23 protein-coding genes are annotated in these 26,157 nt (G+C 54.1%); 9 read left to right on the forward strand and 14 right to left on the reverse strand.

Features of this window, described 5'->3' with window-relative positions; genetic code table 11:
- Positions 1-38: 38 nt before the first annotated feature.
- Positions 39-2,282 (reverse strand): S9 family peptidase, encoded by a 2,244-nt coding sequence (locus LZP73_RS05630; RefSeq protein ID WP_234233488.1) that lies wholly within the window; start codon positions 2,280-2,282, stop codon positions 39-41.
- Positions 2,283-2,554: 272 nt separating this feature from the next.
- On the opposite strand from LZP73_RS05630, the gene LZP73_RS05635 reads away from it, so the two are divergent.
- Positions 2,555-3,553: a class 1 fructose-bisphosphatase gene (locus LZP73_RS05635; protein WP_234233489.1), complete on the forward strand. Its 999-nt coding sequence runs from the start codon at positions 2,555-2,557 to the stop codon at positions 3,551-3,553.
- Positions 3,554-3,662: 109 nt separating this feature from the next.
- Complete coding sequence (gene ppa / locus LZP73_RS05640; protein ID WP_234233491.1) at positions 3,663-4,193, forward strand: inorganic diphosphatase; 531 nt, start codon at positions 3,663-3,665, stop codon at positions 4,191-4,193.
- Between the two features lie 232 nt (positions 4,194-4,425).
- Here the strand turns inward: ppa and LZP73_RS05645 are convergent, their stop codons facing one another.
- The 7 genes from LZP73_RS05645 to LZP73_RS05675 all read right to left on the reverse strand — a co-directional run bounded on the left by LZP73_RS05645 (position 4,426) and on the right by LZP73_RS05675 (position 15,597).
- On the reverse strand, positions 4,426-5,085 hold the full coding sequence (locus LZP73_RS05645) for a hypothetical protein (protein ID WP_234233495.1): 660 nt from the start codon (positions 5,083-5,085) through the stop codon (positions 4,426-4,428).
- A gap of 23 nt (positions 5,086-5,108) precedes the next feature.
- Positions 5,109-5,600 carry a hypothetical protein gene (locus LZP73_RS05650; RefSeq protein ID WP_234233496.1) on the reverse strand — a complete coding sequence of 164 codons (492 nt, stop codon included), beginning with the start codon at positions 5,598-5,600 and terminating at the stop codon, positions 5,109-5,111.
- A gap of 467 nt (positions 5,601-6,067) precedes the next feature.
- The gene (locus tag LZP73_RS05655) at positions 6,068-7,315 is read right to left on the reverse strand and encodes a dicarboxylate/amino acid:cation symporter (protein WP_234233497.1); all 1,248 of its coding nucleotides are present in this window, start codon (positions 7,313-7,315) and stop codon (positions 6,068-6,070) included.
- 383 nt (positions 7,316-7,698) lie between these two features.
- On the reverse strand, positions 7,699-8,919 hold the full coding sequence (locus tag LZP73_RS05660; protein WP_234233498.1) for a phosphoenolpyruvate carboxylase: 1,221 nt from the start codon (positions 8,917-8,919) through the stop codon (positions 7,699-7,701).
- An 88-nt stretch (positions 8,920-9,007) separates the two neighbouring features.
- Complete coding sequence (locus tag LZP73_RS05665; protein WP_234233499.1) at positions 9,008-9,676, reverse strand: hypothetical protein; 669 nt, start codon at positions 9,674-9,676, stop codon at positions 9,008-9,010.
- Entirely contained in the window at positions 9,676-13,365 is a 3,690-nt protein-coding gene (locus tag LZP73_RS05670; protein WP_234233500.1) for an ATP-binding protein, read from the reverse strand. Before LZP73_RS05670 ends, LZP73_RS05665 begins: the two co-directional genes overlap by 1 nt.
- A gap of 735 nt (positions 13,366-14,100) precedes the next feature.
- Positions 14,101-15,597 (reverse strand): P-loop ATPase, Sll1717 family, encoded by a 1,497-nt coding sequence (locus tag LZP73_RS05675; protein ID WP_234233501.1) that lies wholly within the window; start codon positions 15,595-15,597, stop codon positions 14,101-14,103.
- Between the two features lie 767 nt (positions 15,598-16,364).
- Here LZP73_RS05675 and LZP73_RS05680 point away from each other — a divergent pair.
- The 6 genes from LZP73_RS05680 to LZP73_RS05705 all read left to right on the forward strand — a co-directional run bounded on the left by LZP73_RS05680 (position 16,365) and on the right by LZP73_RS05705 (position 20,877).
- The gene (locus tag LZP73_RS05680; RefSeq protein WP_234233502.1) at positions 16,365-16,964 is read left to right on the forward strand and encodes a hypothetical protein; all 600 of its coding nucleotides are present in this window, start codon (positions 16,365-16,367) and stop codon (positions 16,962-16,964) included.
- Between the two features lie 67 nt (positions 16,965-17,031).
- On the forward strand, positions 17,032-17,631 hold the full coding sequence (locus tag LZP73_RS05685; RefSeq protein ID WP_267960089.1) for a metallophosphoesterase family protein: 600 nt from the start codon (positions 17,032-17,034) through the stop codon (positions 17,629-17,631).
- A gap of 194 nt (positions 17,632-17,825) precedes the next feature.
- Positions 17,826-18,335: a nuclear transport factor 2 family protein gene (locus LZP73_RS05690; protein WP_234233504.1), complete on the forward strand. Its 510-nt coding sequence runs from the start codon at positions 17,826-17,828 to the stop codon at positions 18,333-18,335.
- 221 nt (positions 18,336-18,556) lie between these two features.
- Positions 18,557-19,477, forward strand: coding sequence for a manganese-dependent inorganic pyrophosphatase (locus tag LZP73_RS05695; RefSeq protein WP_234233506.1), 921 nt, complete (start codon positions 18,557-18,559; stop codon positions 19,475-19,477).
- 240 nt (positions 19,478-19,717) lie between these two features.
- Complete coding sequence (locus LZP73_RS05700) at positions 19,718-20,296, forward strand: hypothetical protein (RefSeq protein WP_234233507.1); 579 nt, start codon at positions 19,718-19,720, stop codon at positions 20,294-20,296.
- Entirely contained in the window at positions 20,293-20,877 is a 585-nt protein-coding gene (locus LZP73_RS05705) for a hypothetical protein (RefSeq protein ID WP_234233508.1), read from the forward strand. The genes LZP73_RS05700 and LZP73_RS05705 overlap by 4 nt, the downstream gene beginning before the upstream one ends.
- 70 nt (positions 20,878-20,947) lie before the next feature.
- Here the strand turns inward: LZP73_RS05705 and LZP73_RS05710 are convergent, their stop codons facing one another.
- The 5 genes from LZP73_RS05710 to LZP73_RS05730 form a co-directional block, all read right to left on the reverse strand.
- The gene (locus LZP73_RS05710; protein ID WP_234233509.1) at positions 20,948-21,418 is read right to left on the reverse strand and encodes an HAD family hydrolase; all 471 of its coding nucleotides are present in this window, start codon (positions 21,416-21,418) and stop codon (positions 20,948-20,950) included.
- Between the two features lie 235 nt (positions 21,419-21,653).
- The gene (gene nudC, locus LZP73_RS05715) at positions 21,654-22,583 is read right to left on the reverse strand and encodes an NAD(+) diphosphatase (RefSeq protein ID WP_234233510.1); all 930 of its coding nucleotides are present in this window, start codon (positions 22,581-22,583) and stop codon (positions 21,654-21,656) included.
- Entirely contained in the window at positions 22,576-22,929 is a 354-nt protein-coding gene (locus tag LZP73_RS05720) for a winged helix-turn-helix transcriptional regulator (RefSeq protein ID WP_234233511.1), read from the reverse strand. The genes nudC and LZP73_RS05720 overlap by 8 nt, the downstream gene beginning before the upstream one ends.
- Before the next feature lie 235 nt (positions 22,930-23,164).
- Positions 23,165-23,872: an MOSC domain-containing protein gene (locus LZP73_RS05725; protein WP_234233512.1), complete on the reverse strand. Its 708-nt coding sequence runs from the start codon at positions 23,870-23,872 to the stop codon at positions 23,165-23,167.
- 31 nt (positions 23,873-23,903) lie between these two features.
- Positions 23,904-24,164 (reverse strand): DUF2024 family protein, encoded by a 261-nt coding sequence (locus tag LZP73_RS05730; RefSeq protein WP_169564654.1) that lies wholly within the window; start codon positions 24,162-24,164, stop codon positions 23,904-23,906.
- 225 nt (positions 24,165-24,389) lie between these two features.
- Between LZP73_RS05730 and LZP73_RS05735 the strand changes: the two genes are divergently transcribed.
- Positions 24,390-24,965 (forward strand): MarR family winged helix-turn-helix transcriptional regulator, encoded by a 576-nt coding sequence (locus LZP73_RS05735; protein WP_234233513.1) that lies wholly within the window; start codon positions 24,390-24,392, stop codon positions 24,963-24,965.
- Between the two features lie 90 nt (positions 24,966-25,055).
- Here the strand turns inward: LZP73_RS05735 and LZP73_RS05740 are convergent, their stop codons facing one another.
- A complete protein-coding gene (locus tag LZP73_RS05740; protein ID WP_234233514.1) occupies positions 25,056-25,991 on the reverse strand; it encodes a diiron oxygenase in 936 nt (311 codons plus the stop codon).
- Between the last annotated feature and the right edge of the window lie 166 nt (positions 25,992-26,157).

Below are 26,157 nucleotides of genomic sequence, written 5' to 3' on the forward strand. Positions count from 1 at the left end.
CCGGCGGCCTCGACGGGCCGGCTCCGGCAGAAGCCGCCTTACTTCAGCTTCCTGTCTAAGAAGTCGCTCAGGGTCCGGTACAGATGGTTACGCACCGCCTCGCCGCGCATCGAATGCTTGGAGCCGGGATAATTCACCATCTCGAATAACTTGCCCTCATCCTGCAGGGCCTTGTAGACCCGGGTGCTGTTTTCGAACAGGACGTTATCGTCCGCCATGCCGTGGTACATGAGCAGGCCGGCGCGATAATCCTTCACATAGGGCAACACGCTGCTGGCCTCATAGCCTTTGGCATTGTGCGCCGGGTTGGCCAGGTAACGCTCGGTATAATGGCTGTCATACAAACGCCAGTCGGTCACGGGCGCGCCGGAAATCGCCGCCTTGAAATAATCGGGGGCCTTGAACAGGCTCATCAGCGCCATGTAGCCGCCGTAACTATGACCATAGATGGCGATATTGTCGGCGTCGACAAACGCCAGGCTGCGCAGATGGTCCACCCCGGCCTTCTGATCTTCGACTTCCGCCGCTCCCAACTGCTTATAGATCACCTGCTCGAAGCGGGTGCCTCTATGGGCCGAGCCGCGATTATCCAACTGGAACACCAGGTAGCCCTGCTGCAGCAAATACTGGCTGAAATAGTCATGCTCACTCCAGCTGTTGGTCACCAGCTGGGCATGGGGCCCGCCGTATACCCGTACCACCACAGGGTATTTTTTCTTTGCATCGAAGGGCACCGGCTTGAACAGGCGGTAATTCAGGCTTTGGCCGTCTTCGGCCTTCAGCTCGCCGAACTCCGGCAGCTGCCACAGGCCGAAGTATGGATACAAGGGATGCCGCTCATCGAGCCTATTCTGCTCGACCCAGGCCAGTTGCCGGCCCAAGGCATCGTGCAGACTTATCTGCGGCGGCTGCGACAGGCTGCTGAAATAATCCAGATACACTGGCTTATTCTCGGCGAACACGGCATCGTGCATGCCCGAACCTTGACTGACATTCTCTATCTCGCCGCCCGCCAACGGCACCCGGTAGAGCTGCTTCTCGATCACCGTATCCTTGCGGCCGGAAAAATAGACCCAGCCAGAAGCTTCATCGACATACTCAAGCGCATCGACGGCCCAGTCGCCGCGCGTCAGCCGCTGCTTGAGCTTACCCTCGAGATCGAACAGGTACAGATGCTTGAAGCCGTCGCGCTCCGAGGCCCAGATGAAGGCCGGCTGTTTTTTCAGGAAGTGCAGATCCTGGTTCAAATTCACCCAGGCGTCGCTGCGCTCCTGCACCAGAGTCCTGGGGTTGCCCAACCCGCTCAGGGCCACCAAGCGCAGATCCAGCGCCTGCTGATCCCGGCTCTGCCATTGGAATGACAGGTGCCGACTGTCCGGCAACCAATCCACCCGCGGCAAATAGATGTCCTTGTCCGCACCCAGGTCGACCCAGTCGATGCGCTTATCCGCCAGGGTCACGACCCCGAGGGCGATCTCGACATTGTTCTTGCCGGCGTAGGGATAGCGCTGCTCGGTCAGTTTGATGCCATCGGCATAGATCTCGTTACGGGTGACAGACTCGACCCCAGACTCGTCGATGCGGGTGAAGGCGATCGCCGATTCATCCGGCGCCCACCAGTAGCCCGTCATCCTGTCCATCTCCTCCTGGGCGACGAACTCGGCCATGGCGTTCTTGATCAGGCCGCCACCGTCAGTGGTCAATGCCGTTAACTTGTTGTCGGCCAAATTCAGCACATAGAGATTTTGCTCACGCACGAAGGACACATAATGCCCCTTGGGTGACAGGCGGGCATCTGTGGCGAAGCCCTCGCCCGTGGCCAGCGGCTCGACCTTGCCAGTGACGAGGGAGACATAATACAGCTTGCCCGCGGCGGGGATCAGCAGCGCCCGGCTATCGTCGGCCCAGAAGTATTCCATTATGCCTTCGCCATAGATGCGCTGGCGCTCGCGACGGGCCTTCTCTTCATCCGACAGCTCGCCGCCCGCCAGCTTATCGGCATCGACCAGTATGCTGCGCTCGCCGCTGGCGACATCCATCTGCCACAGATCATAGCGGTACTGGTTATCGGCGCGGCTCGCCAGGTAGGTGACATGTTTGCCGTCGGGGGAGAGCTTCAGCTCCCTCGGGCTGCTGCCGGCCAGCGCCGGCGAGGCGTACAGACGTTCTATGGTCAGTGGAGTCTTGTTGCCCTCCAGGGCATTGGCCTGTTTCATACATACCTGACTGGTTAGGAGGAGTGGGATGGCTGTGAGGGCCGAGGTGATCCAATTTTTCGTCATTATTATTCCTGGAAGTACCACGCCGGAGGAAACCACCGGCGGTTGAGAGGCTGCCTCATTGTGCCTCAAGTGCGCAGAAAACCAAAGTCCACCGCCGGACGTCGAACCCGGGTCCCGGCAAGCACCGGACGGAGGCGCAGCCGTTGCAGAGAAAATCCGCTCCGTGCGCTGAAATTGTCACCGAACTCAGGTATCATTCGGCGCAAATAATACCAATACTGTATTCGGCCCTATCGGCTCGACCTCATACCCGCATTAGTAAAGGAAACAGCATGCAGACTCTGGCCCAAAACCTGACCTCACAGGCAGTAGATGCCTCACTGAGCCAACTTATCTTAACCCTGGCAGACACCTCCAAGGCCATCAGCCAGGCCGTGCGCCATGGCGCCCTGGCCGGCGTGCTGGGGGCGACAGAGCAGGAAAACGTTCAGGGCGAGACCCAGAAGAAACTCGACATCATCACCAACGAGATGCTCAAGGATGCCCTCAAGGCCGACGGCACAGTGCGCGGCCTGGCCTCGGAAGAGGAAGATCATGTGGTCGAAGTCAGCGCCAACGGCCAATACCTGGTGTGCTTCGACCCGCTCGATGGCTCCTCCAACATAGACATCAACTCCCTGGTGGGCACCATATTCTCTGTGCTGCCGGCGCCAACCGGAGAGCTGAGCGAAGCCAGCTTCCTGCAGCAGGGCCGCGCCCAACTGGCGGCGGGTTATGTGCTCTATGGCCCCTCGACCATGCTGGCATTGACCACGGGCCGCGGGGTACAGATGTTTACCCTCAATCCCGAGACCAACGAATATCTGCTGACCCAAGATGCGGTGAGCATCAGCCCGGACACCGCCGAGTTTGCCATCAACATGTCCAACCAGAGATTCTGGGAAGCACCTATGCAGACCTATATCGCCGACCTGTTGCTCGGCAAGATAGGCCCGCGTGAGAAGTCGTTCAACATGCGCTGGATTGCCGCCATGGTGGGCGACGTGCACAGGGTGCTGTCCCGTGGCGGTCTCTTTACCTACCCGGCCGACAACAAAGATCCCAACAAGCCCTTTAAGCTGCGCCTGATGTACGAGGCCAACCCCATGGCATTTTTGGTCGAGCAGGCCGGCGGCAAGGCCAGTACTGGCTATGAAACTATCCTCGATATTCAGCCGGAGCAGATCCACCAGAGGGTGGCGGTGATTTTGGGCAGTGCCAACGAGGTCGATGCTTGCCTGAGCTATCACGGCCTGGATTACAGCCAGGAGCCGGATCCCGAGCTTGGCTGATCACAAGCAGGCCTGAACCCGGCGCCGTCTCCAGGCGCCGGCTCACGGGGATCGCCTATACTGAGAGCCAAGAGCAGCATTTGCTGCCTATGCATCAGAGGAGATTTCCATGAGCCTGAACGCCGTGCCTGCGGGCAAGTCCCTGCCGGATGATATCTATGTCATCATAGAAATCCCCCAGAATCATGATCCCATAAAGTACGAGGTGGACAAGGACAGCGGCGCCCTGTTCGTCGACCGCATCATGACGGCCCCCATGTTCTACCCCTGCAACTATGGCTATGTGAACCAGACCCTGAGCCTGGACGGCGATCCCGTCGATGTGCTGGTGCCGACCCCCTACCCGCTGCAGCCCGGCAGCGTGATCCGTTGCCGCCCTGTGGGGGTGCTGAAGATGACGGACGAGTCCGGCGAAGATGCCAAGATAGTGGCAGTGCCACACGAGAAAATATCCAAAGAATATGGCCATATACAGGACGTTGACGACCTGCCACCACTACTGAAGGCACAGATAAAACAGTTCTTCGAGCACTACAAAGATCTCGACAGCGGCAAGTGGGTCAGGGTCGATGGCTGGGAAGACGCCGCCGCCGCCCGAGAAGAGATACTCAGCAGCGCTGCGCGTTACACCAAGTCCTAAGCGATAGAGGATGGGGGGAGCTCCTTCTCATGCCCGGCACAGCCTGCCCCAGTGACACGCCGTAGATCCATCCGTGGAGGCTCTGCTAAAACATCCCTGTTTTAGAAGGTCACTGGTGCAACAGTGCCAGTTCAGGTGTTACTTATCCTTCGCCGCTTTCGAAAGAGGATGTCTGTATTGGGAGACCGCACTTAGAATAAGGTCGCGACTGCGCGTGGCCTATACTGTTGTATTACGCATCTTTTACACCACACACTTGATTTAGCAATTCTCCCAAATCAACCAATTTGTTCTTGATGATCAAACTAGATTCAAGTGCATCGATTGCCCACTTTTGACCAAATGATTGATCTTTAAATTTGAAATTTTTAACCCTTACCCCTGATTTCAATTCTGTAAAATCCAAAGTGCGGGTAAATTGTAATAAATTCCGGTGCTTAATCACATTAATAAATGCGCTAACATACTTATATTCATGACTATTTAAAATATCACGCAATGCTGTTTTCACTGGAGAATCAATGAGTAAATCACATACATCGTGTACGTAGCAATGATGAACAGGGCGTTTTCCGGACAGTAGTAATAGATTTATTAACTGTGCAAAAATATCAAACATTGCTCTAGCGCTATACAAAGATGCCTGCATATGTGCCTGTATTATAATGACTTTATATTCAAAATCATTGTTTTCATCTGAATTCGATAAAACAAAATTAATTGCATCTTCGTGATCTTTTGGTTCTATGTCCATCAAAGCAGAATATGCTTCTGACTTGTGATATTCATAGATTGTTATTGTTCTAGAAATTGACCATAAATAATCTGAATGAAGATCACTTGGTTCATCTAACGAATCAAGATGAGTTTTTAATTTCGATATATCCCACATCGCAGCCCCTTAATCATAACGCTTCAAGCAGAGGCGCCGGCTTCGCTGGCGTCCTGCTCGCTTGACTTGTTAGCTGTTTGCTTAGATCTGAATGAAAAACTCGATGGTTCTAACTTAAATAGGGCATCAGACACTTTAAGATCAAACATATCGTGCTGTTTGTGTCCGAGGCTTGAGCGCATTAGCTGAGTAAGGTTTTTGTACGCCAGAATTTCTTGCTCCCTTTCTAGGCTACCACCCATATTCCAAAAATGTATCAGAGCCTCAACTACTTCTACATTCCCGCAAGTAATAATCCGGCTCTTAGCATCATTCAACGCAACTAGATCTACGTTTTCGTCAGTAATGCTGCCAATCCGCCTTGAAACAGCAACCCTTGATGCGGCAGCTAAGAAGTCTGAATACGATTGGATTTGAAACTTCAAAAGCTCGCTTTTCTTACTTCTCGTTGTTGCTAAAAAGTGTGCCAAGAAAGCCGCAATAATTGAGCTTATAAATGATATGAGTATTGTCACGATCTATCCTATACAGCTAACAATTTAATAGTGCGACCTCACAAGCTAGGCCCAGCTTGCAAGCTTGGGCAGAGCACTTCGCACTATTAATCCTCTTTACCCGCAAGTTAACACAGCATCCAGCCATCGTCTGTAGGATATTCGCTATTTTTACAGCGAGTTAGGATTGCCCGCAAGCGTTAAAGAAGAACTCTGGGCACCCACAAAGTAAATAATGCCTTTCACCATACCTGCGCTATCCATACAAAGAGAGGATGAATCGGGTGCAGGCGCGGCTGTGACCTTCCAAAGCAGGGATGCTTTGGCTGTTCTCACAAGAAAATGCACACAAGGATGCTTGCTGCGTGTCACAGCAGTGCCTGCACTTAGCGCTCCGCAGGTGATAGCTCATGCCTTCACCCAAGTGCAGGCAAGAAAAATCCGGCCTGAGCCGGATTTTTTATTGCCTGTTTACCCGAGAGAAGGAACTAGTCCTCATCCGTCTCAGTGATCTGATGGGCCTTTTCAGTCTGATCTACTATGGTCAACACGGCCGTGTCGCCCACCACGTTGCATGAGGTGAGGATAGTGTCTATCAGGCGGTCCAGCGCCGCGACTATGGCGAAGGCCTCTATCGGCAGGCCCATCTGATGAATGAGCACCCCTATCATCACCATGCCGCCGCCGGGTACGCCGCCGGCGCCGACGGACAGGAGGAAGACGCTGAACAGGACCACGGGGATCTGCTCAGTGGTGATGGGCATGCCATAGGCATTGGCGATGAAGAAGGTGGCTATGGTGATGTAGATGGACACACCGCCCATGTTCATGGTCGCGCCGAGGGGCACGCCGAAGCCGGCTACCGCATGGTTGACCCCGAGTTTCTGGGTCAGGGTACGCAGGGTCACGGGAATGGTGGCGTTGGAGCTGGCGGTCGAGAGCGCAAACAGCACCTGCTCACGCGTCTGATGGCGGAACTGTTTGGCCGTTATCGGGGTGAACAAGCTGACGGCAAAGGGATAAACCACAAAGATCCACAGCGCCAGCATGCCAATGATGAGCCCAAGGTACTGCAACATGCTGAGGAATACCTTGGCCTCAAGCGTCGCCCCCAACTTGAACATCAGGGCGAATACCCCTAAAGGTGCCAGATTCATGACCATGCCGATCAGCTTCATCATGATGTTATCCGCCGTCTGGAAGGCCTGCACCGCTCCCTTGGCCGTGTCTCCCAGGGCCTTGATGGCGCCACCGAGCATGAGGGCCATGAAGATCACCTGCAGCATGTTACCCGACATGAAAGCGGCGATGGGATTGCGCGGTACTATGTCCACCAGCAGGGCCAACAGGCTGGGCAGCTCGGTAGCGGTAATGGTTGCGCTGCCGGAGACGCTCATCTCGACGCCCTTGCCCGGGTCGACCAGCATCACCAGGGCGAAGGCCGCAGTAACGGCCACCAGGGTGTTGATGATGTAGAAGCCGAAGGTCTTGCCGCCGAGGCGACCGAAGCTCTGCATGTCCTTGAGCTCGCAGACGCCACTGACGATGCTGACAAACACCAGTGGCACCACCAACATCATGATCATGTTGACGAACATGGTGCCGGCGGCACTGGCCAGTTCCACCAGGGTGCCGGAGAAGAAACCGACATCGGCGAGAAAATATTGAACGATTGAGCCCAGGAGCAGACCCGTGAATAGACCCATGAAGATCTTGGTAGACAGTGATTTGATCATGCAGTTAACTTCCCCGATTTCTTATTATATTACGGCACCTTTATCGTCGCGGCGCCTGTATATCTTACTCACATTGTTAAATGCTGGCCGAGGATAGTGAAACATGCCGGCGACGAATTCAATGAAAAAAACCAAGTTTTTAGTACTTGTTGCTGACAAAACAGGAATAACGGCCGACTCACAGCACATTCACCCTGGGTCACTTTGGCTGTCCAGAGCCGGCGCCGGCGCGCACTGGGAAGTGCTTGGGAGCTGCTTGGGAAAGGCAATTGAGAAGGAAATACGGAAGGCTGGCAATAGGGAAAACTTGAAGGCGCTTGCCACAGATGGCAAGCCGTACAGGCCTTGCCATCTGTGGCTCGGGTAACACCAGAATCGAACGCCTAGGCCAACCAGAGTTCGACGTCGCGGATGATGAAGTTGCCGCTGTAGACGGGATGGGGTTCACCCAGCGGCTCGAGCTCGAAATAGGCCTTATGCTCGTCCGGCAGTCCCTCGTAGCCGCCTATCACCTGGTACAGCCAGCTCTCGCTGTCCCATGGCAATTGCTGCTCGGCCAGATAGGCCAACGCCGATTGGCTCTTGCCCGACTCTATCACGGCGCAGAAATACTCATCCACCGCCAGCTTGAGCGGATTATCCGGAATGTCGAAGTCTTCGCTGACGCTCAGGGACACAGACACATCATGCTCGCGCCGCTTGGGCGGCATCTGGCTATGGCTTATGGTCTTGATCCTGGCAACCATCTCCATCAGCTCGCGCTCCTGCTGGCTGTTATGCACGTCCACCGCGGCCGGTGCCAGCAGGGCCTCGGCGCGGTTGAACAGGCTAGGCACCTGCTTGTGGGACACATGATCCCCGGGCCTGTAGTCCGGGTGCAGGTCAGTGTACAGCAGCCAGCCCTTGAGCAGCCGGGTACGGCCGCGAATTTGGCGGAAACGTCCCAACAGCTCCAACAACCTGCCCTGTACCAGGCTCAGCTCCTCGGCGTTGCGGCTCAGGCTCTCCTGCAGGGTCGTCACCAGCAACTTGCGCAGCTCGCGCACATCGCCGGCGATTTCACCCAGCTCGCTGAACTGGAACAGCTCCAGGCCGCTGCGCAACTCACTCACCTGACTCTGGGCCAACTCGTTCTCGCGGATCTTGGCGTTGATGGTGCCCACATAACCGAACTCGTTGTTGATCCGCCCCCAGAGCACCCGGGTCGAATAGGCCAGGCTCTCGGTGAAGCTGTAGACATGTTCGCTGAGATCGGCCAAATAGGCCTCGGCGGCGCCATGGTCGACGTTGCTCCTGGCCTCCTTGTAGTGACTCGCCAGTGTCTTGATGGTGGCGAGCGCCGAGCCGACGTTGGCATCTATCTGACGATTGCGTTCATCGCTGAGCGCCTCCTCCAGCATGGCACGCACAGTGCGGGTCAGGCGCAGGTCCTGATCCGCCTCGGGCCGCCACAAGATCCCCGCCTTCTTCAGCTTGTCCACCGCGCTCGGCTCACAGGCCCCCTCGTTGACCGAACCCGCCTGGTAGGCGTCCATGATGAGCTCGGCGTGGCGCCCCAGCTGCCTGAGCAGCCTGACCCCGGCCTGATGCAAATTACTGCTCATGAAACCCTCCGCGCTTGACCACTCAGATGCCGATGCAAGTTACTGCTCATGGCGCCCTCCTCTGTTAAGCTTCCTCATTGCGGCCATCCTATAGCAAGTCACGCTGGGTGGCGGTTTCGGCCTGGGCTTCCAGGCTGAGTCCTTCGGTCTCATCGATGAAGCGGATCACTTCGTAGAGATAGTCCAGCTTGCCTGTGGCTATGTAGATCTGCTTCTCCAGATTGGGGCGTGTCAGGTAACCCAGCTCCAGCAGACGCTTGAACACCAGCTTTATCTGGGCATCGACATTGCTGCTGGTCGAGCCGAATAAGCGATACTGGCTGAGTTTCGCCAGCTGCTCACGAAACGCCGGGGTGTCTTCGATGCGGGTCTGCAGCTCGGTCAGGCGCACCGCGGCGCCTTCGGTCAGGGGGGCATCCTGGCCACTGGCCTCCTGCACCAACACCAGCCACTCCACCAGGGGGATCAGCGCCTGGCAGATGTCCTTGAACTGACTGGAGATCACCTTGCGCTCGGCCTCCCCCAACTGCAGATAACCACAGAAGAACACATCGCCCTCGGCGGCCGAAGCCACTGTGCGGTTGATCTGATTCAGGTAAGTCTCGACCCGCTCGCGGCTGGCGGCATTCTTCAGTGCCCGCCAGCCGTCTTCGTTGGTGGTGCGGCAGATGAACTCGCCCTTCAATAACTGCTCAATCAGCACGCCCGCACCCACCAGGGCGCTCTCGCCCGGGTTGTTATTCATGACTTCGGACATCAGACTGCCTCCCTCGCCAGACGCTGACTCAACTTGTCGGCTATGGGGTTGCTCTTGGGCTTAACCAGCTGCAGCTTCTTGGTTTGTTTGTTGATTATGTAACGGTTGGCAAACAAGTTCAGCACCTCAGACTCAGGATTCGGGAAGGCTCCGAGCACGGAAATATTGTTGTTCTCACAGGCATCGAAGATCTTCTTCACATTGGTGTGATGCAGTGTGCCCAGCTCGTCTATCGGCCAGTGGATGGTGACATCGGCACGGCCCCGCAGCAGACGGGTGAAGGCCAGCAGGAACTTACACAAGATAAGATAAGCCATGCCGTGACTGGAGGATTCGTTCAACTGCCTGTCGGTGCGTATGATGAGATCGCTGTTGCCTTCCTTGAGGCGCAGCTCTATCTCCAGCAGTTTGGCGATGCCACCGGTCAGGGCGGCGCGGCCGATTATGTCCAGGGCACGGCGCATACTGTTGGTGTAATGCTCATCCGGCAGGCCGTCGAAGCCGTCGCTCTTCCAGCGCTTGAAGGCCTTGACGAAGACCTCAAGCTCGGGCCAGAACTCCAGCTCGCTGATCCGCGAGCGGATGCGCACCGCAGACTCGGACACCCCATCGAGGAACAGCTCCTCGCCCACCTCGCGGGTGATGCGGGCGCTCTGGCTGGCGATGCGGCGGTCGATATCCGCCAACACCTCGTAGAAGGCGGTGAGATCGACGCCGAAGATGCGGCCCTGCTCCCGCAGCGCCGTGATGGACTGGGGCACCATGACGTTGAGCAGCTGCTCCAACTGAGGCACCAGCTTGCGGTAATCCAGCAGGCGTATGCCCTTGTCGTTGATGAAGCTGGACTCCTCGCGGGCCCGCTCCCAGGTCTCCGCCAGGCCTGAGCCGGACTTGCTGGCGATCACTGAGTCGAAGTGCTCGACGTATTGTTTCACGGATCCCAGCAGGTAGTCGCGCTTGAGCAGCAGGTCTTCGCCCTGACGCAGGCGTTCGCCCAAGCTGCCCTGGGCCTCCTCGTTGTTGGCCGGCAACTTGAGATCGGCGAGCTTGCGCATCAGGGCGCGCAGCTTGGTGAGGTTCTCCGAGGCTTCCACCTGGGCGGCATCGGAGGCCTTGCGTTCAGTGTCCAATGCCTGACGGCGGGTCTTGACCTCGGCCGCCTTGGCCTTGAGCTGCTGCTCCAGCTCGCTGACGGCGCGTTTGACATCGCCAAGCTGGGTCTGCAGCTTGGGCTTGCGGGCGAGCCAGGTGTGTTGATACCAGTCGTCGAAGCGCAACACCTCGCTGCGGCGCTGCTCGGCCCTGGCTAGCAGTTCTTCCAGCGCGCGTATGTCGCGCTTGAGGGCGACTATCTTGTCTTCGTCGACGCCGCGGGACTTGAGCTCGTTCTTGTACCAGGTCTCGCAGGCCTTCTGCTCCGTCTTGGCGTTGGCCTTGCGGGCCTCTATGTTGGCCCTGGTCTGGGCCAGCTGGTTATCCAGCACCCCGACCACTTCCTGCCAGTAGGCGTTCTTCTCCATCCGCGCCTCGAGCGCCTGCTCCTTCTGCTCCTCGAGCCAGAGGTTATGGGTATGTCTCAGCTGTTTCAGCTCGCCGTCGAGCTGGGTCAGGCGCTGCTGCGACTGGGCCTTGCGCTCGGCAAGCGCCTTGTTGATCTTCTCCTGCTCGGCGCGCTTCTCGTCGAACAGGCGACGCAGATCGTCACGGCTATTCTTGTAGGCGGTGCGGGCGAAGGTGAGTTCGCGGCTCAGGCTGTCGAGCTCGGCGTTGGCGGCCACCAGGGCATCCTCGGCCTCGGCCTGCTGCTCCTTAGCCGCCGCCAGGGCTTCTTCGGCCTTGGCATGGCGTGCCCGCAGATCCTGCTCCGAAGCGGCATACTCTGGCACCTCGAGCGCCTTGAGATCCAGCCCTATGCCGTAGAGACTCCCGGCGCCTGACTCGGATTGCTGCAGGGGCTGCAGATGCGGATGCAGGTCGGTTCTATGCAGCAGCTCGGGGGCTATCACCTTGCCGAAACTCTGTTCCCAGCCCTGGGCTTCCTTGCGCAAAAATTCCAGCAGGGTATGGGACTGGGGGAACAGCATGTGCTGCAGCTCATCCAGCGCAGTCTGGCGCTCGTTGACCCTGAGGCCGGCGATACGCAGGGCTTCGGTTGCCTGATCCCGCTTGGCGCGCAGCTTACGCTCGTCGCTGCTCAATCTGTCGACCTTGAGGTTACAACTCTCCTGTTCCTCGTCGGCGCGGCTGATGCGCTCGTCGAAAATGGCCAGACTCAGCTTCTCTTCTTCTGTGTAGGTCACACCGTCGAGCCGCAACTTGAGTTCGGCGGCACTCAGCTTGAGGCCGTATTCCTGCTCGCTGAAGCCGGCCTTGCCGGCCTCCAGCCGCTCGCGCCATTGCCCGGCCAGCGCCTCCAGCTCGTTGCTTGCCAGCTCACGCTGCTTGTCGCGGGCCTCGCGCTGCCTGTCCTGCTCCAGATGCAAGCCGTCGAGTTCACGGCCGAGCTGCTCGCCTATCTTGCTGCGCCTGGCGTTGTAGGCCGCCTCTATGTCCTGGTGTTTCTCCGTCTGCAGCTTGTGGCGTTCACTGAGGTTTTCAAGATCGCTGCGCCAGCTCGGCAGGCTGTCGAGATCGGCCTTCGCCTGTTCTATGTCCGCATCCAGGAAGGCGCCATGCTGGTTCTCTATGGCATCGAGTTCATACTCGAACTTGGCGACATCTCCCTTGGCGGCGGACAAGTCCAGATTGAGTTCGTCGCGCTGCTCCTTCCATTCCTCGTCCAGCATCTTCAGCTGCAGATTCAGCTCCCTGGACAGGAGCTGATTGCTGTCCTGGCGCTGGGCCTCCAGGGTCTCGTCGTGGCGATAACCCTTGGACAAGCTGGCGAGCCGCAGTTCGCTGCTCAGCAGCTGGTTGAACTCTTGCTCCAGCTTGTCGTACTCGGGGCGGATCACCTCGAAACCCTGGATCAGCTGACTCTCGCGGATCCAGGCCTCGACCCGTTGGGGATTGAGGCGTGAACTCGGCGGATTAACCCCGTCTTCCTCCAGGATGGCGGCGATCATCGATTTCACCGTCTCCATCTTGCCTTCCTTGGAGTGCACCGCCTTGGCGAGCTTCTCCATGTGGCGCAGTGAGTATTCGGGATCGCAGAGGGAGAACTGGTTGGCATAGGCCCGCAGCTCGCTGCGGTTGCTGCCTGTGCTCAGCAAGGAGCGATCGTTCTGGATGATCGCCCTGAACTCACGGGTGTTGAGCAGATTGGTCACCGCCACCCCGTTACGTTTCATCTCCCGCCCGAGTTCGGCCATGGTGTGACACAGCACGGTATCGCCGTTGCGCTGCTTGACATAGTCGTCCAGCTCGAAGCCCTTGGCGATGAATCTATAGTTGACCCCCTTGCCGTCACCGGCCGAGGCCAGCACGGCCTGATACAGCAGGCCGTCGGTCTTGCGGTATTCATAGATGATGTAGCTGGAATCGTGGGGCAGATACCAGCGCTCGAAGCTGTCGCGGGTCGAAGGCACCACGCGGCTGGGGTATTCGCCATAGAATACCGGCACCAGCCGCTGCAGGGTCGTCTTGCCCGAGGCGTTGGTACCACATATGTTGGTGTGGCCGTCGAGGGCGAGTTCCACCACCCCGGGGAGATGGGTGTCGATGAGCACAATTCGAATCAAGCTTGGCATTTCTTTCCTTATTTAAACAAGGTCTAGAGTCGACCAAAAATCGGGCCTTGCTGACTAGGCTCCAAAGGCATTCTGTTCAGCGTCTTGTTATCCGGCGAATGGAGCAAACTGGCTGCGCCACTCGGGGCCGAGGCTCTCTGGGCTTTGCATGATTCACAGGCAAAGGATCAGCAGGCAAAAATGAGTTCTACGGGGGCAAAACTGGCCGCCAAACGCGGCGCCCCCAAAATCGAGCCCCTAAAATAAGCCAAAGCAAGGGTATTGGCAATCGAGTGCCGTCCCCCGGGGTTGCCGGGCCCTTGGATGGGTCTTGTCCCCATCCGCAACGGGACGGCAATGATACGCCAAATTGGCGCCTCGTGGCTAAAACCAGAGGTGAATAGTTAAGCGATTGGCATAGAAGAAAGACGCGAAACCAAGCTGTTGAATAGGCAAAAGTTGTAAATGCCATGAATTGAAATCCGGCACTATCACTCCAATGACACGCAGCAAGTCCATCCATGGATGCTCTACGGCGAAAAAATGCTTCCATGCACACCAGCCAGTTCGCCTTCCATGGCTCTCGTTCGACGCTTATCGCTACGCGATGCTCACCCTTTCGCCGAAGGTCATTGGCGCAACAGTGCTAGCTCAGAATCGGTTATTGACCTAATAAAGTGACCCAGGTTTGTCCAAATATGAGGATATGCTCGCGACTGAGCGCGGCATATCCTTATTTGTTGGGCCACATGCTGGTCATGCACCATGTGACTTTAGGCCATTGAAAAAGGCGCTCCGAACAGCCCATCGCACAGCGTCGTCGGTTCTGACACTCTTCCAGTGATCAGGATGACGCATCACATCACGTACTTCGTATCGGTCTTCCAGTGGGTAACGCACTTCCAAAAAGCCAATTCGATATAAAAATCGCGCGAGCGCAATGTCTAACTCGCCGTACGAGACGCCCTTTTGAAGCTTGACTTGGCCATTCCCAATCAGACCTCGTAGATGCTTGTACAGATCCGAAGCGATCCACTCAAGAGATTTTCCAGTGAAGGATTGCAGGCAAATATCCAGGCCAATACAAAGCCCACCAAACTCTGTTTTCAAGAACTCAAGCTGGTCAGTTGAGTAACTCAATTCTGCATCTTGGATCACTAATTCGGAAACGGGAAGCCGATCTGCACCATCAAGCGAAAACTTAATAAAGGCCCTCAAACTACGCGGCGTATACATTGATCTGCGGACAATGTAGCTAAAAGAATCACTCTTGGATTTGTTTTTTAACGTCACCTCCGGCGTGAAGAACACCTGCCACATTTCATCAAACGGCACGCGAATCGTCTTTGGATCAATATCCAAAGCCATTCCAATCGCAAGCCGAAGTCTCTGTCCTGTCCATTTTTTTAAATCACTGACATCCCAATTAAGGTGCACGACACCACTTACCTTATCTGAGTAATGCCAGCCAGGATTAATGTTGAGCCACAAATCTTGCCGCATGAATAGATGAACTTCAGCGTTCTTATTGTGGTGGGTAATCCTGTCAGCTGCCTCGATAGCATCACGAATCAACCGAATATTGGTCGCACCGCCTTCCTCTTGTAGATTATCGAAGTCATCGACATACAGCGCGAATCGGGTGGCTTGTGCAACACGGACTATCCTTTCATCACTATCCTTCTTCTGCCCTTCGTTCTCGGCAGCGACGTCCTTGGCCCAAGGTACGAGTGTCTTCAGAACATCGGCTATACGTTCACCAAAATCTCGTTCCGTAATTCCTTCAGTTTTAGCCCAGGCACGTACGGCGATCTCATCGTCGTTGGTGAGTAAACGTCCACTCATTTCACGAGCTAGCCTTCGACAGATCATGTCCGCGTAAATCTGCATCCAATCGGCAACTGCTCCGTATCCACGCTCAGACGCTTTTGCCAAGCGTTCCGCGTGTAGCGAGGCAAGTTCGTCCGCTGAAGCTTCCACTACTATCGTTTTAGAATCTGGCTTACGACGCTCAATGCTTGTCAACCGCACCGCCGATTTGCCGGCGCCTTTGCGAGCCACTGCAACTGTTACTGTTGTGGCTATAGCATTCGAAAACCAATCTGGTTTTACGAGAAGATTGTCGAACCAACTATCCTGGACTGTATCACGCTCCGCATCTGGAAATCCGATAAAGGAGGAGTCGTTTTGCCAACGCTTGCGTATGGCTTGTACTTGTGTAGGCGTCAACGACACCATTTTCTCAGATTTCATTTGCTTCCTCATCAGTCGCAAAGTGGTATGGATTTGTGGCCTAACCTTTCTGCAGTGCGCATGCCCGGCAATTATTGAACATGCTCAAGGCTACAACCTATTATCTGCATAGACTTATGTTTATCTATCTGACTTTACTGTTGATTTTGAAATGTAACAAGAATAATGCGCAATTTTTTTCCAAATTTTCTTGAGCATTTTGCAGAAAACTAATAGTGAGACAGAGGGCATAACCGACTCTCTGCCACTAATGCGGGGACAGGCGCAACTCTCCCAGCTCTAAAGCTGCACCAATTGCTTGGGGATGCACCCATCCCCTTTGGAGTTGCCGCGGGACGAGCAGACAAATTGCGTGAGTGAGGCATGGATGCCGAGCTAGCCTCAGGTGAGCCAGGGATGGCGAATATGAGGCGCTAGCGAATTTGTCTGTGAGAACAAGGAGATTTCAACTCCGTTGGGGCGCCGGGGGAGATCCAAGAGGGGAACAGGCGTTTTTCCCCTCTTGGTCGGGTGTGGGTTGAAGACCCACGACTTTCGCCAAACGCAGTTTGGCCGCTTTATGCTAACGCAAACCACAATTTATAGAGCTCCCTCTTGGTCGCCTCTCTATGACAAAATTGGGGGTTGAAGACCCACGACTTTTGCTACCGGCAATTCAAAGAAAAACAGCACATTCACTCCTTGAAAAATCCTCTTTACTGACAACAGCATATTACTTACTGTGTCCATCAGGTTTGAAGGTGCGCGCTTTTTTAAGGACATTTTCCATGGATGAGTTGGCATTCACCATTGCCACAAAGGTGGCCGAGCATTACGGCAAGATGCTGACTAAGTTCAGGCCGGCCAGGCCGGGCAGTGAATATCTGGAGCAAAACCTGATCACCCTGTTTGGCCACCAGTATTTGCTGGCAAGACCCGAGGGCGCATTTTTCTCCGAAGTGCCTTTCATGGGCAAAAATTCTGAGCGCGGCTGGCCGAACAGGCTCGATGCCTTCGCCTTCTGTGGCGACACGGGCTATCTCATCGAGGCCAAGGGCATAGGCGAGAATCCAGCCAATATAGCCAAAGTCGTTGCCGATTTGGAGCGCCTGAACTCCCCTCAATTACAAGACAGTCTCGATATCATGTTCGAGGAGCGAGGCCATGCCCGGCCGAGCCAAATCAAAAAGCTGGTGTTGGCCGATTGCTGGAAAAAAGAGATCGCCGACAGCTGGCAAGATCCCAGTGGCAAACTGATTGAAGACGCCGCCAAAGTGGAGATAGCACTCAGTGCCAAATCGATTCATATCGGCACCTTTAACAAGTACCATTATTATCTGCTCATAGCGCAAGTCATAGAGTCAGCACAGACGTGCCACGCTGAATAACTCTCAAGTATATACATGGCCAGAGACGATATTTTGAGTATTGAGATCATGATTGACGAGGTTTTTGATGAAGCTGCTGCATGTGTCTGACTTGCACTTTCACCGGGCACAATTTGATTGGATAATGGCTGCGTGCGAACAGGCAGATCTGCTTTGCATCACCGGCGATTTTCTCGATGACAGACTCGAGCAGTCTGTGACTATCCAGGAGCAGATCGCCTGGATTGGGCAATGGGCGGAAAAATTGCCTGTGCCGCTGCTCGTATGCTCGGGCAACCATGACCTGGTTGGCGAGCCTGGCTCGGTTAGCTGGTTACAGGCACTTCCCGGGGTATATGCCGACAATGCTATAGCCACCTTTGCCGGCATCAGCTTAGGTTGCGTACCCTACGGCACATCAAACTTCGAAGTCTATGCCCGGTGCGATGTGTTATTGCACCATGAACCCCCGGCGGGATTGAACGTCGCTATCCAAGCCGGCCAGGACTTTGGTTCGCCAGACTTAAAGCTGGCGTTGAAGCATGGCGCGTTAGCGGCCCGCTGGATCTTATGCGGTCATGTGCATAGGCCGGTGAAGAAATTGTCCAAATATAGACAGCATTTCATTTCAAACCCGGGCGCTAACCGTCGACACCCTATGCCAGACCATCACTGGATCACGATTTGAAACACAAAATGCATGGACAGATCCCTGCTTCAGGCAAGATGCTCTAGCCTTTAACGCCAAGCGCCGACATACTCTTACTCTTTATCCGGCACTCTTGACCCGGCACTCTTTATTCAAAAAAGTTTTAGCCACTTTCCCAGCCATTATCAGCCGTTTACGCTGGATTCAAACATGGAGCTTGTCCAGGAGGAACTATGAAAAAAATCTACTTTATGGCCCTAATGACTGTTTACGCTGCCATCTCCATTGCTCAGGAGTCCAGTGCCCAAGAGCCCAGTGCTCAGGTGCTACCATTGGAAGAGCAGATGAAGTCGTTGGATACCTGGGTGTTCGATGCGTTCAATCACTGTGCGGCGCAGGAGAGTCTGGATAAACATGCCAGCTATTTTGCGGCTGATGTCGAGTTTTACCATGATAATGGCGGCGTCACCTGGGACCGTGACGCCATGATAGCCAACACTCAAAAGTATGCCTGTGGCCATTATACCCGCGAACTCATCCCAGGCACTTTCAAGGCTCACCCGATAAAAGACTTTGGTGCCATTACCGAGGGGGTACACAGATTTTGTCAGAGCGATACCAAGTCATGTGATGGCAAGGCCGAGTTTGTGATGGTCTGGCGCCACGCCCATGATAAGTGGGAAATCACCCGGGTATTGAGCTACGGCCACGGTGCCAACACCCCGGAGCCGCAGGACAAGTAAGCAGATCATGCCTGTCACTGCTCTGGCTGCATGCGGCCAGTTTGCAGGAATCGGTCATCAGCATAGTGGCAGCCAACTTAGTCGCATCCTGGGGTCAAAGGCGCGTCAATCCCAGGGTGTCGCCAGACATATTTCGCGAATTTCCCCCTTGCCCCTCATGGCTATTTCCCGTTCTGCAAGATCTTTGATAAAATCGCGGCAATTTTAGAGGAGAGCCCCGAATGCCAATGTATGTTGTAGGTCACAAGATCCCCGATTCAGATTCCATCTGTGGTGCCATCGCCCTGGCCTACCTGAAAAACCAAATCGGCGAAGAAGCCATTGCCGCCCGTCTGGGCGAACTGTCGCCGGAAACCGCCTTCATCCTGGACAAATTCGGCTTCGAGGCCCCTGAGTACAAGACCTGCTACGCGGGTGAGCAGGTTTATATTGTCGATCACTCTGAGCTGACCCAGGCGCCGGATGACATAGCCGAAGCGACTATCGTCGGCATAGTAGATCACCACAAGCTGGGGGATCTGACCACCTCGACGCCGCTGGAGTGCTGGATCCGTCCCGTAGGTTGCAGCAACACAGTCATCAAGATGATGTATGACTTCTACCAGGTGGCCATCCCGGCCAATATCGCCGGCATCATGCTGTGCGCCATCCTGAGCGATACAGTGATCTTCAAGTCGCCCACCTGCACCACAGCCGATATCCGCTGCGTCGAGGCCCTGGCCGAGATCGCCGGTGTCGAAGACTTCAAGGCCTTGGGCATGGAGATGTTCAAGGTGAAATCCGCCGTCGAAGGCACCCCGGCGCGGGATCTGGTGATGCGCGACTTCAAAGACTTCAACATGAACGGCAAGCTGGTGGGCATAGGCCAACTGGAAGTCATAGACCTGTCGGTGTTCGATGACATCAAGGCCGAGCTCGAAGCCGACATAGCCGCCCTCAAGGTTGAAGGTCAGCGCCACAGCGTGCTGCTGCTGCTGACCGACATAATGAAGGAAGGCTCCGAGATGCTGGTGGTGTCCGACGACAACGAACTGACCAGCCGTGCCTACGGCAAGGCCACAGTCGACGGCCGCGTCTGGCTCGACGGTGTGCTGAGCCGCAAGAAGCAGGTAGTGCCCCAGCTGCAGGAAGCTTTCGCTTAAGTTGCCCCCGCCACAGCTATAAGCAAAGAGGCCGAACCTATGTTCGGCCTTTTTTGTTATTGGCAGCGAGGAGGGCGAGCCTGAGATGACGAATAGGAGGCTGTAGCCAATTTCCCCATTATGTCCTATTTAACTCAAGTGAGCAGCTTTACCCGACTCGGTTTTTCTTGTACTTTCCCATAACCGTCCAGATAAGTGCGGTCATGACAGCCAAATGGAATATTTTAAAAAGGAATTTAAATGTCGGCTACAGAGACAGATCTTGCTATTACCCCTCAAGAAAGAGCCTACCAAATATCTGGAAACCTAGAAGCATTTTGGAAGAGCCGATTAGATAAAAAAGACCCGGTTGCCCGCATAGGCTATGCATTATGGGTCACTGATGTAGAAAAATTAAGACAAGAAATCAGCAAGGGAGATCCAAAGTTCTGGAACTACAAGGGGTTTTCATACTGGGAATTTATGGCAAGATCGACAGTGGTCAATTTAGCCACTGGTCTGAATAAAGGCGGATTTAGAGGAAACTTTAAGGAAACCAGAGAGAAAATCAAACAGGTCGGCATACGGGTAGCGCGTTGGCACATACGTTTTGTACAAGATGATTATAAAAACAAAACCGGCAATATAGCCGGAAAGTTAAGTTTAAAACAAATGGCAGATTACCATCATCTGGCGTTCAGTGAGTTTAATATACCCTCAAACTTTTATGGCGGGACCTGGCTTGAAGCCATTCCGGATGCCGCAGAATTTGCCTTGTATGGCGATTTATATTGTCATGATTGTGATTCCGATGAGGGCTACCTGGGGACGAGCCAATGAAGCCATTTTTACTGTTATTCCCTTTGATTTCACTCTCTGGCTGCGATCAGCAAGAAGTTGCATGGCAGCACTGGTGTTTTCCTGCCGAGTATCTTTCACCCGCCAGCTCTATTGCATCGAATGCCGGGGACACAGCCTTCGATAGCCAGTTATCTGCGGCCCCCATACTCTTCTTCCCTGCGGAGTATGTGGCTAAGCATGTTACGGGCTTTCAAACCACAATATCCATGCCTGACGCAGGTCAGTTGGTGCAAAACTTGCCCGTCAACTTCCAGCCCGTGAATATCAGCGCCGAACTGCCATCCGACTCAACATTGGAAAGCCTCTTGCCAGACACAGATCTGCTGGTATTGAAAGCGCACGACCTTTACCAATGGTCCGTTTACAACAAAAAAGAAGAAAAACTGCAGCTATGGGGCAGTTGCGATCTGAGCTCGAAGGAAGATTACGAGTGTTTCAGGACCATTCAGCATGATGGAGTTAATTTGCGCTACAGCCTCCACAGAAACAACATAAAAAATTATCATGAGATTGACGAGCTGATAATTAAAAACCTTGAATACTGGCGTTGTGAATCATGACGTAGGAGTTAAGGCCTGGTCTCATGCTCTCGCTAATAGGCGCTCACTAATGTGGCAGGCTGGCAAGTGTTCAGGCCCTCAGGGTCGCGATCAAACGCTTGGGATGCTGGAGCAGTTCCAGAGCGTCGACAATATTGCCGGAGACCAGATCTGCGCTTGCGAGGGTGGCGGCAGCTACCCCTTCCTTCTGCAGCAGCGCGACCCCTACGGCGGCACGGCCCAGCATAAGGCGATCGTTGGCACCGTTGCCGACGGCGAAGACGCTGTCGGCGCCGAGACGCTCGATCACGGCTAACTTGGCCTCGGCCTGGCGCTCGAGTGGAATGATCTCCAGGGTCACCGGCAGCCCGGCCAGCTGGCTCTGGGCCAGGCCGAAGGTGTCTGCGGTGATGACGTGAATTTGAATCTCGGGCGCCAGCTTTTCAAATAATTCCGCCACGCCGGGAAGCAACTTGCCATCCGCCGCCAGGGTGCCATTGTAGTCCGAGACCAAGTGCTGCAGCGTCAGCGATGTAAAGCCGGGAATAGTGATTTCTATCATGTAAATACCGGATGATTGGCTATGGTTTCAGGCGAGTGCTATTGCCCGCACATTGCCCGTCCTGGTTTCGAGTTGCGGACTCTACTTGAAATTCATGGCAAAATTATTGTATCAGCATGACATTTCCATGAATCGCCACCAGAGAGGCAACCGACTGAAGCTCACGCCTGCAACCGGGTCCCTGCTCGTCCAGCCGCTCTTGGCGAGGCCGAAGAAAATCCGCCTGAGATCTGCGCTAACACTTTAAATCGCGCCAATATTCAATCAGGTAGCGCGAGATGGAGTCATGGCGGGTCAGCTTGAGTCCAGGGCCTTCATCGCCCCACTCGCCAAACTCCGCCAGCTCAGCCCTTGAGAACCAGCGCGCCTCGTCCAGTTCCTCTTTATCTATCATTATGTTTTCCGTGCTGGCGTCGGCGATGAACCCCAGCATGATGGAGGCCGGAAATGGCCATGGCTGGGAGGCGATGTAGCGTACATGGGTCACGCTTATGCCCGCCTCCTCCAGTACCTCGCGGCCTACCGCCTGCTCCAGTGTTTCTCCCGGATCGACGAAGCCCGCCAGGGTCGAAAACACCCCCTCGGGCCACATGGCCTGACGGCCGAGCAGGCAGCGCTCCACGCCATCGGCGAAGCGCCGTTGCACCAGCATGATCACCGCGGGATCCGTGCGCGGAAAGGTCAGATGGCCACAGTCGCCGTTGGGGCAGGCGCGCGCATGTCCCGCCTCTATGGCGATATTCTCCGTGCCGCAGCGGCCACAGAATCTATGGCTTCTATGCCAGAAACACAGTCCCCGCGCCAGCGCCAACATGGAAGCCAGGGGGTTATCCAGTACCAAGGCGGCTTTGCGCAGATCGATAAACTCGCCAGCGGCCAGCGCGCCGGACAAGGCAGAGCTGTCGAGGTGGGTCACATCCAGGGCGAAATAGGCGCACTCCTCCTTGGCCTCATCCAGGCCCAGGAAGATCCCCTGGCTCAGGTCCAGATGCGCCACATCGTCATGACTGAGAAGCAAGGGCAGCTGACTGGTCTTGCAGAAGAAGTTGCCATCTGAATGAGTCAGTAACCAGCGACTGGCGTGGTTTATCCTGGCCGCCAGCCACTTGGGATCTTTACGATCAGCGGATGCGCGGTTGAGCATCATGGCACTGTATTTAAGCATGGCTATCATCCTCCTTCAGCCTTTGTATGTTGTCGGCCCATTGGCGGGCCCAGGGCGCCATGGGTTTGATCAATAACGCCAGCGCCTTGCCATGGGGCGTCAGGCCATAGCCCTGGGGGGTCTTCTGTACCAAGTCCAGCTGGAAGAGCTCCTTTAGCCTGGTATTGAGCAAGGTCGGCGAAATATCTTCGCAGCGCGCCTGCAACTGGCGGAAGGTGGCATTGTCCAGGCTCAATTGCCAAATGATGCCCAGACACCAGGTACGGCCCAGAAGATCGAACAGGGCCATGATAGGTTTACCGGTTTTCGAGCCTCGTACCTGGGTTCCAGGGATAGGGAGTGACATATTTTTCTCTTCATCGGCGCCATTTTTTGCAGCATACAATAACCAAATATCAATTGCTACAGAAAATGTAGCAAACAATTTAACCATTGATTTATAAGTTAAACTCTCTATATGACATTAAAAATCAGCCACCCTGGAGTGAGTGGCTGTTGCTCAGGGGTCGCGCTTGCGTTGGAGCAGTAACGGGGAGGAGGTCAGAAAATGCAGTCAAGGCGGCATAGCGCCAAACCGGGTGTCACTCGGGTAAATCCATAAAACCAAACAGGCGTTTATTCCAATCTTCTACCAGGCCCGATTGCAAACGTTGCCGTACTTTACTTTGCCAGCTCTCTGAAAGCACCTCGCACTCGGAGAGCCGGCTCAGGAAGGCTTTATTCAAGGGATCGTTAAAGAATCGCCATGCCACTTCCCTGACGGTTAGCTCGGGCCACTGCCGAGCCAGCAATGACATCCTCGCCTCTGGGTGCACATGACCTGGCGTTAGCACCCGAAACAAATACCCTCCATGACCATTGATTTGCACCGTCAAGGCCATGTCGGATCGCATGAAACTGTGATTCAATTTAAAGCAAGGTGAACGCGGCTGACTGACTTGGATCACGGCTTCATCCAATTGAAAGATATCCCCTATGCATACGGTGTTTTCGGCAAAGCCTGAAGCGGAAAGGTTTTCACCGAATGCCCCGGGACTGAAGCCTGAACTTTCAGGGTAGCGTTGCTGCCAGTAGTGATAATGCTCTAACGGATAGAGATGCAAAGCCCGCTCCGAGCCACCATGGTGCTTCTTATCCGCTTGCTGATCGCCGCTCAACCCTTCCGGACCCAGCCAAATCTTCCCCTCTATGGGGCGCTTATCTATTGCGCTCGGCAAGCCGGTCTCAAGGGGGGCCACCCGCCCGGATAAGACAGTTACATTAGGTGCTTGCATCGATTTGAAGTCCAAGTTTTCATAGTAAATCCAAGCCGCAGCGCAACTAAGCAGGGCAGCCTTCAAGCTTGTAAATGGCGTATCCGTTGCGTGCCACTTCATCGGCAAATTGGGGCGCATCTGCTACCGTATGACAAAAAGTACAGCCTCTGGGTTTGATGGTCGCCCCCTGCTCGCCTATGCTGTCGAGCCACTCGATCGCCCGTTGATGTGCCTTAACCTCGTTTCTTTCCGACAGCAACACATCGAAATGCAATATCTTCCCTGTTTTGCTATAGGCAAAAGTGTCAAACACATGAAGTTTCATAAAAATTCCCTTTAACTGTCGAATCGCCAAGCATGCATCGCAGCGGATAGGCTGCAGCGAGTTTTGGCAGACCGAATGCCTGAGTGTCGTATGACTGAACCTGTCCGTTTAAGTATCAAGTTCGATAACTCAAAGTTTCGCATCGAAACTTTATTCATTTTATTCAGGATGCTACACTTGTCAACCTTGTTTCGAATGAAAACTTAACTGAGTAAACGGGTAGTTATGAAGAACAATGATGATATTTGCGACTTGCTGGAAAGGTTAAGCACCTTATTCCGTAACGAGGTCCGGCAGGCAGGCCTGGTTCATGGTTTGCACCCGGTTCACCTGGAAGTGTTATTTTATTTGAATAAATGCAACAAATTCAGCGATACACCTGCGGCAGTAAAAGATTTTCTGGGGGCGACCAAAGGCACCACGTCAAAATCAATCTCCTTGCTGGAAACCAAAGGATATGTTGTCAAAAAACAAGACACTAAAGACAAGAGAGTCTATCACTTGAGTCTTACCGAAGCGGGTCGACAGATAGCTGCAGACAACATGCCGCCGATGAGCTTGCGGGCCGCTCTCACACGTTGTTCCGGCAATGAAACCTCCCTTAAACAACAGTTAGAGTCCTTGTTGGTGGATATACAGACGGCGACCAGCAACCTGAGCTTTGGCCTATGCAAAACATGCAGGTTTCATTTAGCGAAAAATAACACGGCGTTTTTCTGCGAATTAACAGGGGAAGACCTACCCAGCCAATATGGTGAATTAATTTGTCGCGAACACACGCTCAGGAGCCTCTGCGAATAGCAGCTAACAGCACAGAAAACGCTCCACCAGCCGCACTAATAAGCATGAGACAATCACACTTATTAGTGCCGACTTCACGAAAAATCACATTCAAGCGGCAATATTTCGCATATTGGACTCATCAATACCAAGACTGTTCAATAATTTAGAAATACCTTGAATATCGACATTGATCGCGTTCCTGTTGCGGGCTCGGCAATCCTCAATGATGACTTTGTATTTAGGAAAGTCGATAGCCTCCAATACTCTTTCCCAAACATCCAGCTCATCATCACCGAAAGCCTGCACGGCTTTTGGCAACACACCCAAATAGAGGGATTTTTGCTGTTCGGATAGCTTTGAAAATATTTCGGCCATAGTGTAAGAAAATACACTCGAATGACTCCACTCATCGGCAGCATGTGCTTCCACTGTTTTGTAGCATAGCGGCTGAAGCATATCGTCCTTGGACAAAGAGCCCAGGTAATCTGTGATCAATGTTTCCGAGGCACATGCCACCGCCAGACGCACCAATTTCTTATCGTCATTAGTCTGGCAATCTCCCAGCATCTTATCTAAACGATGAATTAATTCAAACTTGGGCAGCTTGACTCTTTTCAGGCCACGTTCGCGATAAACAATATTGACACTCTTCACAGCCATCAGGGTATGAAATGCCTCATCGACCAGCGCTTGGCTAATGGCATGTTGAATAACGTCATTTTGAGTACCTGGCAGTTCGGCATCTATGATCAGGTCACAAACTGGAGTAATTAGTTTAGATTCAATCTGAATCGTTTTTTCATTATATATAATCCAGCCATAGGACAAGACTTTACGGCGTAATTCGACATCGGCAGCCAACCAATCCGGATGTGTATGGAAGGGTAATAAATTATCTTTGAAGTCTTCTTTATTCATGTCGAAAGCAATATCCAGACTGGGGTCCCCATCATGGATCATTGCCCTATTATTCCACAATCCTGTTAAACCATTGATTATATTTACTATTTGATTATCTTCAGCGTTATGCGTCGAGTGATTCATGATTATCATCCATTGATTAATTAAGAATTTTTTACCGTAAACCATCTTGCTGACAAAAGGTTAAACAACGCTTTTTATATCTAGCCAAGATATTAGGCCAGCCATGGTATCGGTTCGAAACTTTAATGCAATGCATTTTATTTTACAAGATTATTAAATTTTTACG

Origin of the sequence: Shewanella sp. AS16 (assembly GCF_021412365.1) — a bacterium.
Lineage (GTDB): Bacteria > Pseudomonadota > Gammaproteobacteria > Enterobacterales > Shewanellaceae > Shewanella > Shewanella salipaludis.